The sequence below is a fragment of the Rhizobium sp. Leaf384 genome, assembly GCF_001424065.1.
In the GTDB taxonomy this organism is placed as follows: Bacteria; Pseudomonadota; Alphaproteobacteria; order Rhizobiales; family Rhizobiaceae; genus Ferranicluibacter.
In genome coordinates, this window is sequence record NZ_LMQE01000006.1 from 333,167 (window position 1) to 347,868 (window position 14,702).

Here is a 14,702-nt window from a genome sequence, read left to right on the forward strand (position 1 = left end):
CCGGTCCACCACGTCCATATCTCTGCGCCGCCTTGCTACGCTGTAACGTTGCAGCACGTCTCTACGGTACCATCCTGACATGAGGGCGCAACCCGTTCCGCCAGCGGCAGGACTTCGCACCTGTCCGGTCCGCGCATGAAAAAGCCGCCTGCGGGTCTCGCAGGCGGCTCGATGTCGGTGATCAGAACGGGGAGTCCGGGAAGTAGAACTTCTCGGCATTTTCCTTGGTCACGAGCGTTGCATCCAGCGTATAGGTGCCGCTGACCGGAACCTGGTCGTAGAGCGCGGACGCCGTCAGTTCCATGGCCGTCCCGACCATCGCCGGCGGATAGAGAACATCGACCGGGATCATCGTGTCGCCGTCCATCACCTTCTTGATCATGTCCTTGGAGCCGGCACCGGCGACGACATACTGGATGTCCTTGCGGCCGGACTGTTCGATAGCCTGCAGCACGCCGACAGCCATGTCGTCGTCCTGGCACCAGACCACGTCGATCTTCTGGTACTTGGTCAGGAAGTCCTGCATGACCTTGAACGCATCGTCGCGGTTCCAGTTGCCGAACTGGCGGTCGAGCACCTTGACGTTGGAGCCGGCAATGCCCTTGTCGAAGCCGTCCTGGCGCTGCTGGTCGATCGGGATGGGCAGACCCCGGATAACGACGACCTGGGCGTCGGGCGTCTTGCCCGCGATGTACTTGCCGGCGACTTCGCCGAGAGCCGGGTTGTTGCCCGCCACGTAGAGATCACGGATCGTGTCGTCGTTGACGCTCGGTGCGCGGTCGACGATGGTGACGAACTTGCCCTTGTCCTTGACCTCCTTGATGGCGTTGACCAGCGGATCCGGATCGGACGGCAGGATGACGAGCGCGTCGATCCCCTGCGTGTTCAGGTCCTGCACCGCATTGGCCTGGTTGGCCGCGTCCGGCGAGGTCTTGACGATGACGTTGAGGCCGGGATGCTCGGCCATCAGCAGCTTGGCGACCCGCTCGGCATGAAAGACCACGCCGGAGGTCCAGCCGTGATCGGCGGCCGGAATCGAAACGCCGATCGTCTTCGTTTCCTGTGCGAACGCTCCTCCGGACAGGGCCGTGCCTGCCAGCGCCATTACGAAAGCCAGTCCCAGTATACGTTTCTTCATGGTGTTCTCCTCCCTATGATGCGGGCTTCTGGGCATTGGCCCGGGCGCCCGCGAACCCTTATCTTTATGGCCGGCGGATCAGGAACCTCTGGACCAGCATGGCGATGATGATGATGGCACCCTGGATCGCGCTCAGCAGGTATTCGCTGACGACGTTCGACAGAAGCATGATGTTGCCGACGATCTCCAGGATGAACGCGCCGCAGATCGTTCCCCAGATCCGCCCGACGCCGCCCCGCAACGCCGTGCCGCCGACAACCACGGCCGTGATTGCCTGCAGTTCCCAGAGAATGCCGGTGGTGGCCGACGTCGAGCCGAGCCGGGGCACGTAGATGAGTACCGCGATCGCGACGCAGAGGCCCTGAATGATGTAGGCGATGGTGCGGACGCGGTTGACCTTGATGCCGGAATAGCGCGCGACGTCCTCGTTGGAGCCGACGGCCACCACGTGCCGGCCGTAGCGCGTGCGATAAAGCACGAACGCGCCGATGGCCGCCGTGACGAAGATCACGACGATGGGAACGGGCACGCCGAGGATGGTGCCGAAATAGGCCGGACGATAGAGCGACTGTACGGCGGGATCACGTAGCGTGATGGCGCCGCCCTGGGAAAGCCAGGTCGTCAGTCCGCGATAGATGCCCATCGCTCCGAGCGTTGCGATGAAGGGCTCGATGCGCCCGACCGTGGTCACCAGTCCGTTGGCAAGCCCGCAGGCCGCACCCACGAGCACCGCAATCCCCACGCCGGCAAGCAGGGTCATCGTCGGATCGCCTGCCGCGCCGCTGTTGAGAAACAGGATCATAACGCTCGCAACGAAGGCGACCATGGCGCCGACGGACAGATCCAGCCCGCCCGAGGATATGACGAACGTCGCCCCGACCGCGATGACCGCGATGAAGGCGCTGCGCGCAAGCACGTTGGTAAGGTTGTCGATACTGAGGAAATTCGGATGCGCAAAGGCACCGAGCACCAGAAGAAGCGCCAGGGCGATGAAGGGTGCGACAGCCCCGAGATCGATGTTGCGAATGGATCGCGCCGGCTTTGCGCCGTCTGCCGTGATATTGGTCATTGTCCCCCGCGTCACGCGGCCTCCCCAGAAACGCCCCCGGATACACCCGTGGCCAGCACGACAATATCGTCTTCCGTCATCGTCTCGCCGGCGACTTCGCCGACGATGCGCCCCGATCGCATCACGACGATCCTGTCGCAGATGCCGATCAGTTCCGGCATCTCCGAGGAAACCACGATGATCGACCGGCCCTCTTCGGCCAGACGCGCGATGAAGGCATAGATCTGCTCCTTCGTCCCGATATCGATCCCGCGTGTCGGCTCGTCGATGATGACAATCTGCGGATCCAGCATCATCATCTTGGCAATCAGCAGCTTCTGCTGGTTGCCGCCGGAAAGCTGGCCGGCGAGCAGATCCTTGCGCCCGGTGCGAATGTCGAAATCCCGGATCGCCGTATCGAGCGCGGCATCTTCCTTCCTGCGATCGACCTGCAGGCCGCGCACGAAGCGTCCGAGCGAGGCGAGCGTCAGATTGACCCGCAGATCCTTGGCGAGCAGCAGGCCCTTGCCCTTGCGATCTTCCGAGAGATAGACGATGCCGGCCTTGAGACTCGCATGCACGTCGCGAAAATGAACCGGGCGGCCGTGCAGCATGATCGTGCCATGCGCAGGACGAAGTCCGACCATCCCCTCCATCAGCTCCGTGCGCCCTGCCCCGACGAGACCGGCAAAACCCAGGATCTCGCCCTTGCCCAGCTTGAACGTCGCGTCCGCGGCATAGCCGGGCACGGACAAACCGGACACCTCGAGCACCGTTTCCCGGGATGCCACCGACACACGGTCGGGATAGAGCTTGGCGACATCGCGGCCGACCATGAGCCGCGCCATGTCGGCAGGCTGAAGCGTGGAAGCCGCGTGCGTCGCGACCGTCCGGCCGTCGCGCAGCACGGTGACCGTGTCAGCGATGTCCTTCACCTCCGGCAAGCGGTGCGAGATATAGAGAACCGCCACGCCACGGGCACGGATGTGCCGGATCACCTGCAGCAGCGCCGCTGTCTCGTGCGGCGTGAGGGACGCGGTCGGCTCATCGAAGATGACGACGCGATGCGGAACCAGCAGCACACGGGCAATCTGCACAAGTTGCCGCTGGGCGATCGACAACCGGGAAACGATCGTGCGCGGATCGATATTGGCGCCCAGCGCGCGAACCGCCTCGCGCGCGCCCTCGTTCATGGCCTTGTCGTCCAGCGTCAGTCCCCGGACGACCTCACGGCCGAGATAAATGTTCTGGGCGACGGTCAGATCGGGCGCGAGCAGGATTTCCTGGTGTACCAGCACGATGCCGCGGCTTTCCGCATCGACGGGCCCGGCCAGCGCGACCGGTTGACCGTCGATCAGGATCTGTCCGCGTGTCGGCGGAAGATTGCCGGCAATCAGCTTCATCAGCGTCGACTTGCCGGCGCCGTTCTCGCCGATGATCGCATGAACCTTGCCCGCCTCGATCGAAAGATCGATGCCTTTCAGGACTTCGACGATCCCGAACGTCTTGGACAATCCGCTCGTCTGCAGGACGGGTGACGCCGACGGGGCAACAGTGCTCATGCAGCGCTCCGCATCAACAAGGTGCGCGCCGCCGTGCAACGACAGCAGCTGTGCAAGCGCAAATAGGCATTTGGGCGTACAGACGGATCTCCCCCGCAGACGCCGAAAGGTGCTGTCGAAATCACGCTGAAATCTCCTCCGAAATCGAAGCTAGCGTAAATTTTGAGGTACGTAAAGCAGCTTTGTCGACACAATCACGAAGAGGTGTTCGATGTTCCTAAGATCTTGTTAAAGTACAATTTACCTGCGTACGCGATGCGTATCCGCAAAAAAGGCATTGGCGCGCCCGCTTTCGCGAACGCGCCGATGCCGGACAGCATGCGTCGTGCCGGATACGCCTCAGACGTAGCGGTTGACGACGTTCTCCAGATATTCCTGCCGACCCGAGCGCGGCTGCGGATTGAGATCGGTTGCTTCCACGTGGGCTGCGAGATCTTCGAGCGACATGGATGTCAGACGCTTGCGCCCCTCTTCCGTGCTCCACCCGGCATAGCGCTCGTCGAGCGGACCGGACAGCGCCTTGTCCTCGATCATCTTGGCCGCGGCCTTCAGACCACGCGCACAGCAATCCATCCCGCCGATATGACCGATGAGCAGGTCTTCCGCATCGAGCGACTGACGACGCAGCTTGGCGTCGAAGTTGGTGCCGCCCGTGGTGAAGCCGCCGCCTGCCAGAACCTGATAGTAGGCCAGCGCCATTTCCGGCACGTTGTTGGGGAACTGATCGGTATCCCATCCGGACTGGTAGTCGTTGCGGTTCATGTCGATCGAGCCGAACAGGCCGAGCGCGTTGGCCAGCGCAAGCTCGTGCTCGAAGGAGTGGCCAGCGAGAATGGCGTGGCCCTGCTCGATGTTCAGCTTGACCTCGTTCTCCAGGCCGTAGGATTTCAGGAAGCCGTAGACGGTCGCGACATCGTAGTCGTACTGGTGCTTGGTCGGCTCCTGCGGCTTCGGCTCGATCAGGATCGCCCCCTTGAAGCCGATCTTGTGCTTGTACTCCACCACCATGTTGACGAAACGTCCCAGCTGGTCGAGTTCCTGCTTCAGGTTGGTATTGAGAAGCGTCTCATAGCCTTCGCGACCGCCCCAGAGGACATAGTTCTCTCCGCCGAGCTTGACGGTGGCGTCCATGCACGTCTTTACCGTCGCGGCGGCAAAGGCAAACACGTCCGGATCCGGATTGGTGGCCGCACCCGACATGTAGCGGCGATGCGAGAAGAGGTTGGCCGTGCCCCAGAGAAGCTTGACGCCGGTTTCCTGCTGTTTGCCGGCAAAGTAATCAACGATCTCGTTCAGGTTCCTGGTGTTTTCCGCGAAGGTCTTGCCCTCCGGACGAACGTCGGCATCGTGGAAGCAATAATAGGGAACACCCAGCAGATCGAAGAATTCGAACGCGACGTCGGCCTTGAGCTTGGCGGCCTTCATGCTGTCCTCGAACCAGGGACGTTCGAAGGTCTGCCCGCCGAAGGGATCACCACCCGGCCAGACGAAGGTATGCCAGTAGGCAACGGCGAAACGCAGGTGGTCCTCCATCCGCTTGCCCATGACCATTTCGTTCGGATCATAGTGGCGGAAGGCCAGCGGGTTGGCGCTGTCAGGCCCTTCGAAGCGGATCTTCTGAATATCCTTGAAATAACCTGTGCTCATGATGTCTTCTCCATGTGTCGATGTCAGGGGGATCAGTAGGCGGCGCGGATGGCGGGATAGAGCCGGCCGTAGCGCTGATAGGCATCTTCGTAAGCTTCGCGGAGCGCGGCGACGGGCTCGATCGTCCGGGCGGTCTTCGGCGGCGTGAAGACGGAAAGAGGATCGGCACCTGTGGCTGCGACCAGACCGAGACGGGCTGCCCCGAAGGCTGCGCCGAAATCGCCATCGGCAGGCACATCGACCGGCAGGCCGAGAGCCGTCGCGATCGAGGAAAGCCAGATGGCCGACCGTGAGCCGCCGCCGATCGCCGTCACCCGATGCAGCTGCGTGCCTGCGCTTTTCAGAGCCTCAAGGCTGTCGCGGATGGCAAAGGATACGCCCTCCAGCACCGCCTGGGTCAAGACGGCCCGACTGCTTTCGTGGCCAAGACCGATGAAGGCGCCGCGGATGGTCGCGTCGTTGTGGGGCGTACGCTCGCCCGAGAGATAGGGAAGGAAGGTGACGCCCGTCGGAGCCTGCAGCGTGTCACCCAGTTCCCCCGTCAGGTCCGAGGCGCTGCGGCCGGTAACGCCCGCATGCCAGTTGAGCGCGTCGGTGGCCGACAGGATGACGCCCATCTGGTGCCACGTATCCGGCAGCGCATGGCAGAAGGCGTGGACCGCGCTCTCCGGATTGGGCAGATAGCGCCCATTGGCCGCAAACAGCACGCCCGACGTGCCAAGCGAGACGAAGGCCTGACCTTCGCCGATCGTGCCCATGCCGCAGGCGGACGCCGCGTTGTCGCCGGCACCGCCGGCCACCACGACCCCGGCACCCATGCCCCAGCTGGACGCGAGTTCGGACTTGAGCGTGCCGGCAGGCGCCGTGCCCTCGACCAGCGACGGCATCTGCCGCTCGCTGAGACCGGTCGCCGCCAGCAGACTTTCCGACCACGCGCGCTTGCCCGTATCGAGCCAGGACGTACCGGCGGAGTCCGACATTTCGGACATATGCTCGCCGGTCAGCCACAGGCGCAGATAGTCCTTGGGCAGCAGCACCCAGCGCACCTTGGCAAAGACTTCCGGTTCATGCTTGGCAACCCAGACAAGCTTCGGCGCGGTGAAACCGGGAAAGACGATGTTGCCGGTGATGGCGCGGAACTGCGGATCGGCATCGAGCGCCGCCGCTTCCGCATGGGACCGCGTATCGTTCCACAGGATGCAGGGTCGCAACACGCTGTCGCGATCGTCGAGCAGCGTTGCGCCGTGCATATGACCGGAGAGGCCGATTCCGCGCACGGCCGCAAGCTCTGCAGGATGCGACGCCTTCAGCCCGGAAATCGCCTCCTGCGTGGCCCGGATCCAGTCGGCCGGGTCCTGCTCGGACCAGCCGGGATGGGGGCGCAGCACATCGCAGGCACCTGTCGCCGAACCGACGATGCGCTGATCGCCGTCGATGAGCAGCGCCTTGACGCCGGATGTGCCGAGATCGATGCCGAGATACATGAAATGCTCCTAGTTTTCGCCGCTTCCCGACCCCGAGGGGCGAAGCACCTTGCCGTCCGCCTCGTCCGGGAAAGGGAGGTTGTCCTTGAGAAAGATATCGATACGGATGCGTTCCTGCGCTTCGACGGCAGGAATGCCATCCGCCTTGGCCTTGAGAACGCGGATCGCGCTGCGCACCTCATGGCCGGCATCCTGGTTGAGCACGGCATCGATGAGATCGGCTTCGAGGGCGGCGCGCGTGTGCGGCGTCAGTTCGTGGGCGATGACAGCGCGAGGTCGCGGTCCCGAATGCCGCTGAAGCGCCGCGATGAGACCCCGATTTCCCGCGCCGAGACTGTAGATCCCGGCGACATCGGGATGCCGGGCCAAGAGATCTGCGATCAGGCGTTCGGTCGCCGCGGGATCGTCCTGACCCTCGAGCACAGGCAGCAGTGTGCAGGTTTCCGACAGTGCGGACCTGAAGCCCTCGAGCCTGTCCCGATGGTCGCGGACCAGCATGGAGCCGGCCAGCACTGCGATCGTCTCTGTCGCAGAGGGCACGCGGCCGACGAAGCGTCGCATCAGGCTGCCGGCGGTGCGCCCTGCAGCATGGTTGTCGATTCCGGCGAAATGATCGCGACAGGACGCTCCGAGATCGGACACCAGCGTCACCAGCGGAATGCCGGAGGCCTGCACGCGCAACGCGGCGTCCATGACTTCGGGCGCATCCACAGCCACGACGGCGATACCCGCAGGGTCCTGCACCTTGGCTGCGTCGAGCGCACGGGCAACGGCGGCACCGTCGAACGGCGGGACGATGACGAGAGAGATCGCGACGCGATCGGCTGCGGGCCGCGCCATGGCCTCGCGCACATGCCGCTCGAGACCGCGCATGAACGAGTTGTCGCCCGCCGGAAGAATGAAGGTGAAGGGATAGACCCGGCTCTTGGCGAGGTTTGCAGCGGCCATGTCGCGAACGAACCCGATCGCCGCGATGGCCGCCTCGACCCGCAGCCGCGTCGCATCCTTGACGCCCGGCCGGCGGTTGAGAACCCGATCAACCGTCGCAAGGCTGACGCCCGCTTCTGCAGCGATATCGTGAACGGTCGGTCGCATGTTTCCTCCGGATACGAGATCTAGAGGAAATCTTGATGTACGTAAATCAGAAATTCGGTGTCGGCTCGCGAAAGCGAAAAACGCCGCCTTGCGGCGGCGTCGATCAGGGCAAAGACGGAGCGTTCAGTGGCCGCCGCCAGCACTTGGCGCCACCGGCTTCGGCTTCTGGATCACGAGGACGCAGAAGATGAGCGCGCCGAAAAGGCAGGTCAGCAAGACGAAGATATCCGCAAAGGACAGGATGGATGCCTGCCGCTGGACGATGCCGGCCAGCTGCTTCATGGCGATGGTCGTGCCGTCCATTCCGTGGGCATTGTAGTTGCCGGCGATCTGGTTCAGCTGAGACATCGCCTCCGGGTTGCTCCACGTCACATGCTCGGAAAGCTGGGCGTAGTGCACGTCCTGCCGCCGCGTGAGAATCGTGTTGATCGCGGCCAAACCCACGGCGCCGCCGAGATTTCGCGTCAGGTTGAAGACGCCGGACGCACCGCGGATCCTGTCGGGCGCCAGCGTGCCGAGCGCCACATTGTTGATCGGCACCATGCACATCATCATGCCGAAGCCGCGCAGGATCTGCGGCACCAGGAGTTCGTAGAAATCCCAGTCCGTCGTGATGTTCGTCATGATGTAGGTGCCGCTCGAAAACGACGCAAAGCCGATCACCATCAGCACGCGCGGATCGAACTTGCCCGAAAGAATGCCGGCGACAGGCGCCGTGCAGAACATGGCAACGCCGGAAACGAACATGGTCTCGCCGATCATCAGCGAATCATAATGGCGAATCTGCCCGAGATAGAGCGGATAGAGGTAGGTCAGCCCGTAGAGCCCGATCCCCATGATGAACGAGAAGAGCGAACCGAAGGCGAAGTTTCGGTTCGTGAATGCGCGCAGATCCACGACCGGAAAATCGACCGTAAACACGCGGTAGAAAAACACGACGGCCGCGACGACGCAGGCAACGGCTCCCAGCACGATGTGGCCATCGCTGAACCAGTCGTTCGTGTTGCCCTCCTCCAGAACGTATTCCAGGCAGCCAAGAAAGACCCCCATGGAGAGAAGCCCCCACCAGTCGAACTTCTTGACGAGGCTGAGCTCAGGCTTGTCGAAATCGATGTAGTTCCAGGTGACGATGGCCACCACGATCCCGGGCGGAATGTTGACGAGAAACAGCCAGTGCCAGGAGAACGCATGGCTGAGATAGCCGCCGACCGTCGGGCCGATGGTGGGCGCCAGCGTCGCGATAAGACCGATGATGGGCGAGACGATGTTGCGCTTGGACGGCGGGAAGATGGTGAAGGCCGCCGCAAAGACGGATGGAATCATGCCGCCGCCGATGAACCCCTGCAGCGCGCGGTAGATGATCATCTGGTCGATATTGGTTGCGGTCGCCGCCAAGGCGCTGGCCATCGTGAAGCCGGCAGCCGAGCAGGCAAACAGCACACGCGTGGAAACGATGCGCGCCAGCGTTCCTGATAGCGGAATCATGATCACTTCGGCGATGAGATAGGCCGTCTGGACCCAGCCGATCTCGTCGGAACCGGCGGAAATGCCGGCCTGAATTTCGGCAAGCGACGCGGAAACGATCTGGATGTCGAGGATCGACATGAACATGCCGACGACCATCGCAAAGAAAGCGATGAGCCGCCGCGGATCCATCTTCTCTTCCGCGCCCGTCCTGGCACCGGACCCCGCCCCACCGGGACGGGCTGGCGACCCGCCCGTCATCGCACCCGGCCGTCCGCCGGCGGTGGCAGTTGCACTCGCAGCCATGGGCTTGCTCCCGTGCGGGCGCGGAAATCACCAACGGATTTCAGAGCGCCCGATATCGTCAGAAAGACAGCATTCCGGGCGGCGCAGCTGTCGCCCGGAGGTGGAAAGCCTCAGCGTGTCACCGCGGGCACAGACAGGTCAGCGCGGGCTGCCCGTATCCGTCGTCTGCGGAGCCGTGCGCGTGTCGACCTCGACGACGACACTGAGGCCGGCCTGGAGGCGCCCGCTGTCGAGCACGTCCTGCGGCAGGGCGATGCGCACCGGCACGCGCTGGATGACCTTCGTGAAATTGCCGGTCGCGTTCTCCGGCGGCAGCAGAGAAAAGACCGATCCGGAGGCCGGCGCGATGGACTGGACGGTCGCCTCGATCGGCTTGTCGTCATAGGCATCCACATGCACCTTGACCTTCGAGCCCGGCACCAGACCGGCGATCTGTGTCTCCTTGAAGTTCGCGTCGATATAGAGCTTGTTGACCGGCACGAGCGCGGCAAGACGCTGTCCGGCAGAAACGAGGTCGCCATCCTGAACCGCGAGATTGCCAACGACCCCGTCATAGGGGGCCTTCAGCACCGTAAATCCGAGGTCGCGCTGGGCCTTGTCGCGCGACAGTTCCAGAGAGCGGATCGTGCTCTCGGCTTCGGCGCGCTGAGCCTGAAGCACCGAGACGTTCGCGGCGGCGGCGGCGATGGTCGCATCCGCGGCCAGCACGTTCGCGCGGGCCTGGTCGAGCGCCACATTGGCACTGTCGAGGGAAGCGACCGAACCCACGGCCTTCGACTGGAGGTCACTGGCACGCTTCTGCGTGATCTCGGCCCCGCGAACGGTCGCTTCCAAGGCGGTCTTTTGCGCTCGGGCCTGCATCAGACTCGCCTGGGCACCGGCGATCTGCGCATCGAACCGCGCAAGAGACAGTTTTTCCGTATCGATCTGCGCCTGAGCCTGATCGGCGGCGATCCGGTAGTCGCCGTTGTCGAGCGTAACGAGGGGATCGCCCGCCTTGACCCGCTGGTTGGCGACGACGTTCACCGTTTCCACATAACCGGAAACCTTCGGCGCGATCGATGTCAGGTCGCCTTCGATATAGGCGTCGTCCGTCGAGATCATGAAGCGGCCGTTGGTCCAATATTCATAGCCGAACCAGCCGGCAGCCCCGAGCACGGCAAGGCCGATAATCGGCACGACGAACCGACGCCGCTTCGGCTGCTTTTCCGGCGCATCCGGCGCAGGTGCGGCAATCGGGGCAACGGCGGCTGGGGCTTCATCGCTCCGCGCCTTCGGTGCATCCTTTGCCGTGTCATAATCCTGATCGACCGGTCGCACATGCGCTGCCGATGTCTTGCTGGAGCCTGCCATGGTCGACGTCCCTGAAAACCAAATAATTGAACTGAACCGTTCGGTTCGATTTGACATAGGCAAGTCCATCGCGCATATCAAGTGAAATCGAACCGCTCGGTTCGAAAAGTTAATGAAGGGAGAATGCGATGCCTGCGCTGCAGCGAGCCGACGCTTCGATGGCGCCCGTGGAGGGCGACGCGCCTGCCGTGACGACGTTGCAGGCGAAAGCCGACCTTGCTTCCGCGGATGCAGGCACCAACGGACGGCGCGCGGCAGGCGAGGACCCGGTCAAGCGCGAGCAGATCATCGACGGAGCAAAGCGCATTTTCATGGCCGTCGGTTTCGACGCCGCAAGCATGAACGACATCACCCGGGAAGCCGGTGTGTCCAAGGGCACCATCTATGTCTACTTCGACGGAAAGGAAGATCTTTTCGCGGCCATGATCGAGCGCGAGCGTGCCAAGGTCGTGGCCAGCATGAAGCATGTCATGCAGACCAACCATGGACCCGTCGATGCGGTTCTCCGGGACTTCGGCGTAACGTTCGTCACCCACCTGTGCTCGGACACGACCGTTCGCGGCATGAAGATGGTGCTCAACGTCAGCGAGCGCATGCCCGATCTCAGCCATCGCTTCTTTTCGGCTTCGCCGGAAAACGGCTATTCGATCCTGCGCGCCTATCTGGAAAGCAAGATCGCAGAGGGACTGCTCGAGATTGAGGATACGGATCTCGCAGCGCGCCAGTTTATCGAGCTCTGCATGCCGGGCCTTTTCAAGCGCCGGCTGTTCGGCTGGCTGCCTGTCCCTCCCGATGCCGACGAGATCGACCGGACCGTCCGGTCCGCAATTGCAATGTTCCTCAAATTTTATATCGCGAAAAAGTGATGTAACGTGATGGCGAGACCGCGTTCGCGTGCCGCGGGCGACTTGCCGCATGCCGAAATCTCGTTACATGGGTGGCCCTGACACCTGCCTTGGGCAGGCCCCTACGCGCCTCTCGCTGAGGCCACCCTATCGAGGAAGGACCCGCCCTGATGCAGGATCTGCTGTTGCTCATGCAAGACCCGGCCGCCTGGATCGCGCTGATCACGCTTGTTGTCATGGAAGTCGTTCTCGGCATCGACAACCTGATCTTCATCTCCATTCTGACGAACAAGCTGCCGCCTGAAAATCGCGACAAAGCCCGCAAGATCGGCATCGGCCTTGCGCTCATCATGCGCCTCGGCCTGCTCTTCGCCATCGCCTGGATCGTCAAGCTCGACTCCGACCTCTTCACGGTCGCAGGCATGGGCTTCTCCGGCAAGGACCTGATCCTGATCGCCGGCGGCATCTTCCTCGTCTGGAAGGCCACGAAGGAGATCCACCATTCGGTCGATACGGAAGACCACAAGGAAGATCTTGTCGGCGCCGGGAAAAACGTCGTCAAGATGACCTTCGGGGCGGCGATCGGTCAGATCCTCGTGCTCGACCTCGTCTTCTCGATCGACAGCATCATCACCGCCGTCGGCATGACGCCGCACGTGCCGATCATGTTCATTGCCGTCATCACCGCCGTGACGGTCATGCTGCTCGCTGCCACGCCGCTCGCCAATTTCATCGAGAAGAACCCGACGATCGTCATGCTGGCGCTCGCCTTCCTGCTGATGATCGGCGGCACGCTGATCGTCGAGGGCTTCGGCGTCCACGTCCCCAAAGGCTACATCTATGCCGCCATGGCGTTCTCGGCCGGCGTCGAGGCGCTCAACATGTTCTCGCGTCGCAAGCGGGAGGGGGAACGCGCAGCCAAGGCGGGCGTGGTGCCGACGCACCATTGATCGCCCGGATGCTGTGGACGATCTAAAGGCAAGGGCCCGGCAGAATCTGTTGGGCCCTTGCCTCTTTGAAAGCCCGCCGGACATGGCCGCCGCCTTGACGCGCGGCGGGGAATATGGTCTCACGCCCGCGATTGAAGACCCGGCCGCGCCCCACGAGGCGCACGGTCGCGCGTCTCCGCCCTCGAATGACTGGGCCAGTGCGGCGGCGCTTGCCTGGAAACGCCCGCAGCACGTGAACAGGCCGAGATCATGACAGACACACCAGTCAGGGTGCGCATCGCCCCCTCCCCCACCGGCGAACCGCATGTCGGCACGGCCTATATCGCGCTGTTCAACTACCTCTTCGCCAAGAAGAACAACGGCACCTTCATCCTGCGGATCGAGGACACCGACGCCGCGCGCTCGACCCCGGAATTTGAAGCCAAGGTGCTCGACGCCCTGAAGTGGTGCGGCCTCGAATGGGCGGAGGGTCCCGATATCGGCGGACCCTATGGCCCCTATCGCCAGTCGGACCGCAAGGACATCTACAAGCCCTACGTCGAGAAGATCGTCGACGCCGGTCACGGTTTCCGCTGTTTCTGCACATCCGAACGTCTTGCCGAAATGCGGGAGGCGCAGCGTGCTGCCGGCAAACCGCCAAAATATGACGGGCTTTGCCTGCATCTCAGCGCCGAGGAAGTGACGCGGCGCGTGGACGGCGGCGAGCCCCATGTGGTGCGCATGAAGATCCCGACCGAAGGTGTCTGCGCCTTCGTCGACGGCGTCTACGGACCCGTGGAGATTCCGTGGGATGCCGTCGATATGCAGGTTCTGCTGAAGGCAGACGGCATGCCGACCTACCACATGGCGAACGTGGTGGACGACTATCTCATGCGCATCACCCATGTGGCGCGCGGCGAGGAATGGCTGTCTTCGGTTCCCAAGCATATTCTGCTCTACCGCTATCTCGGCCTCGAGCCGCCGGTGTTCATGCATCTTTCGCTGATGCGCAATGCCGACAAGTCGAAGCTCTCCAAGCGCAAGAACCCGACATCCATTTCCTACTACTCCGCGCTCGGCTACCTGCCGGAAGCGCTGATGAACTTCCTCGGCCTGTTCTTCATCCAGATCGCCGAAGGCGAGGAGATGCTGACCATGGCGCAGCTGACCGAGCATTTCGATCCGGAGAATCTGTCGAAGGCCGGCGCGATCTTCGACGTCCAGAAGCTCGACTGGCTGAACGGCCGCTGGCTGCGCGAAGGAATTTCGGAAGAGGAATTCATTGGCCGCGTGCTGTCCTGGGCCTTGGAGAACGACCGGATCAAGGAGGGCCTGCGCCTTTCTCAGTCGCGCATCTCCAAGCTCGGCGACCTGCCCGACCTCGCGGGCTTCTTGCTGAAGGCCGATCTCGGGCTCGACGCGTCGTCCTTCGCCAAGGTGAAGACGCCGCCGGAGGAGTTGGTCGACATCTTCAAGACCGTGCAGCCGGACCTCGAAACCATCGTGGAATGGAACGCGGAGTCGGTGGAAGCCGAACTGCGCGCCAGCGCCGACCGCATGGGCAAGAAGCTGAAGGTGGTGCTGGCGCCGCTCTTCATCGCCATCTCCGGCTCGTCGCGCTCGCTGCCGCTGTTCGACAGCATGGCCATTCTCGGCCGCTCCGTCGTGCGGCAGCGCTTGAAAGTTGCAGGACAGGTGGTTGCGGCGATGGCGGCCAACGCCGGGAAGTAAGGCCTGAAGCGTGGCCGTCCCTCATCCGCCTGACGGCACCTTCTCCTCGCGCGCGGGGCTAAGGACCTCTGGGTTGCCGTGGGGCATGCTCCTCGCCGCG

At 63.2% G+C, this 14,702-nt stretch carries 11 protein-coding genes; 3 read left to right on the plus strand and 8 right to left on the minus strand.

The window, feature by feature from the left end:
• Window positions 1–181: 181 nt before the first annotated feature.
• The 8 genes from ASG25_RS15150 to ASG25_RS15185 all read right to left on the minus strand — a co-directional run bounded on the left by ASG25_RS15150 (window position 182) and on the right by ASG25_RS15185 (window position 11,097).
• Window positions 182–1,138: a substrate-binding domain-containing protein gene (locus ASG25_RS15150; RefSeq protein WP_062475394.1), complete on the minus strand. Its 957-nt coding sequence runs from the start codon at window positions 1,136–1,138 to the stop codon at window positions 182–184.
• A 64-nt stretch (window positions 1,139–1,202) separates the two neighbouring features.
• Window positions 1,203–2,207, minus strand: a complete 1,005-nt coding sequence (locus ASG25_RS15155; RefSeq protein ID WP_062475398.1) for an ABC transporter permease — start codon at window positions 2,205–2,207, stop codon at window positions 1,203–1,205.
• Window positions 2,208–2,218: 11 nt separating this feature from the next.
• Window positions 2,219–3,748 carry a sugar ABC transporter ATP-binding protein gene (locus ASG25_RS15160; protein WP_062475401.1) on the minus strand — a complete coding sequence of 510 codons (1,530 nt, stop codon included), beginning with the start codon at window positions 3,746–3,748 and terminating at the stop codon, window positions 2,219–2,221.
• A gap of 339 nt (window positions 3,749–4,087) precedes the next feature.
• Complete coding sequence (gene xylA, locus ASG25_RS15165; RefSeq protein ID WP_062475404.1) at window positions 4,088–5,395, minus strand: xylose isomerase; 1,308 nt, start codon at window positions 5,393–5,395, stop codon at window positions 4,088–4,090.
• 32 nt (window positions 5,396–5,427) lie between these two features.
• Window positions 5,428–6,879, minus strand: coding sequence for a xylulokinase (xylB, locus tag ASG25_RS15170; RefSeq protein ID WP_062475412.1), 1,452 nt, complete (start codon window positions 6,877–6,879; stop codon window positions 5,428–5,430).
• A 9-nt stretch (window positions 6,880–6,888) separates the two neighbouring features.
• Window positions 6,889–7,974 (minus strand): LacI family DNA-binding transcriptional regulator, encoded by a 1,086-nt coding sequence (locus ASG25_RS15175; RefSeq protein WP_062475414.1) that lies wholly within the window; start codon window positions 7,972–7,974, stop codon window positions 6,889–6,891.
• Between the two features lie 123 nt (window positions 7,975–8,097).
• Window positions 8,098–9,630 carry a DHA2 family efflux MFS transporter permease subunit gene (locus ASG25_RS15180; RefSeq protein WP_244475205.1) on the minus strand — a complete coding sequence of 511 codons (1,533 nt, stop codon included), beginning with the start codon at window positions 9,628–9,630 and terminating at the stop codon, window positions 8,098–8,100.
• Between the two features lie 252 nt (window positions 9,631–9,882).
• Complete coding sequence (locus ASG25_RS15185; RefSeq protein WP_062475421.1) at window positions 9,883–11,097, minus strand: HlyD family secretion protein; 1,215 nt, start codon at window positions 11,095–11,097, stop codon at window positions 9,883–9,885.
• 128 nt (window positions 11,098–11,225) lie between these two features.
• Between ASG25_RS15185 and ASG25_RS15190 the strand changes: the two genes are divergently transcribed.
• The 3 genes from ASG25_RS15190 (at window position 11,226) to gltX (ending at window position 14,602) form a co-directional block, all read left to right on the plus strand.
• Window positions 11,226–11,963 carry a TetR/AcrR family transcriptional regulator gene (locus ASG25_RS15190; protein ID WP_244479417.1) on the plus strand — a complete coding sequence of 246 codons (738 nt, stop codon included), beginning with the start codon at window positions 11,226–11,228 and terminating at the stop codon, window positions 11,961–11,963.
• Between the two features lie 149 nt (window positions 11,964–12,112).
• Window positions 12,113–12,892 carry a TerC family protein gene (locus ASG25_RS15195; protein ID WP_062475424.1) on the plus strand — a complete coding sequence of 260 codons (780 nt, stop codon included), beginning with the start codon at window positions 12,113–12,115 and terminating at the stop codon, window positions 12,890–12,892.
• Window positions 12,893–13,141: 249 nt separating this feature from the next.
• Window positions 13,142–14,602, plus strand: coding sequence for a glutamate--tRNA ligase (gene gltX, locus ASG25_RS15200; protein ID WP_062475427.1), 1,461 nt, complete (start codon window positions 13,142–13,144; stop codon window positions 14,600–14,602).
• Window positions 14,603–14,702 lie beyond the last annotated feature (100 nt).

Coding starts and splice junctions, on each gene's coding strand:
- ASG25_RS15155 (WP_062475398.1), bottom strand. CDS start 2,207: ATGACCAATATCACGGCAGACGGCGCAAAGCCGGCGCGATCCATTCGC.
- ASG25_RS15190 (WP_244479417.1), top strand. CDS start 11,226: ATGCCTGCGCTGCAGCGAGCCGACGCTTCGATGGCGCCCGTGGAGGGC.
- ASG25_RS15195 (WP_062475424.1), top strand. CDS start 12,113: ATGCAGGATCTGCTGTTGCTCATGCAAGACCCGGCCGCCTGGATCGCG.
- ASG25_RS15150 (WP_062475394.1), bottom strand. CDS start 1,138: ATGAAGAAACGTATACTGGGACTGGCTTTCGTAATGGCGCTGGCAGGC.
- gltX (WP_062475427.1), top strand. CDS start 13,142: ATGACAGACACACCAGTCAGGGTGCGCATCGCCCCCTCCCCCACCGGC.
- ASG25_RS15160 (WP_062475401.1), bottom strand. CDS start 3,748: ATGAGCACTGTTGCCCCGTCGGCGTCACCCGTCCTGCAGACGAGCGGA.
- ASG25_RS15180 (WP_244475205.1), bottom strand. CDS start 9,630: ATGGATCCGCGGCGGCTCATCGCTTTCTTTGCGATGGTCGTCGGCATG.
- ASG25_RS15185 (WP_062475421.1), bottom strand. CDS start 11,097: ATGGCAGGCTCCAGCAAGACATCGGCAGCGCATGTGCGACCGGTCGAT.
- xylA (WP_062475404.1), bottom strand. CDS start 5,395: ATGAGCACAGGTTATTTCAAGGATATTCAGAAGATCCGCTTCGAAGGG.
- ASG25_RS15175 (WP_062475414.1), bottom strand. CDS start 7,974: ATGCGACCGACCGTTCACGATATCGCTGCAGAAGCGGGCGTCAGCCTT.
- xylB (WP_062475412.1), bottom strand. CDS start 6,879: ATGTATCTCGGCATCGATCTCGGCACATCCGGCGTCAAGGCGCTGCTC.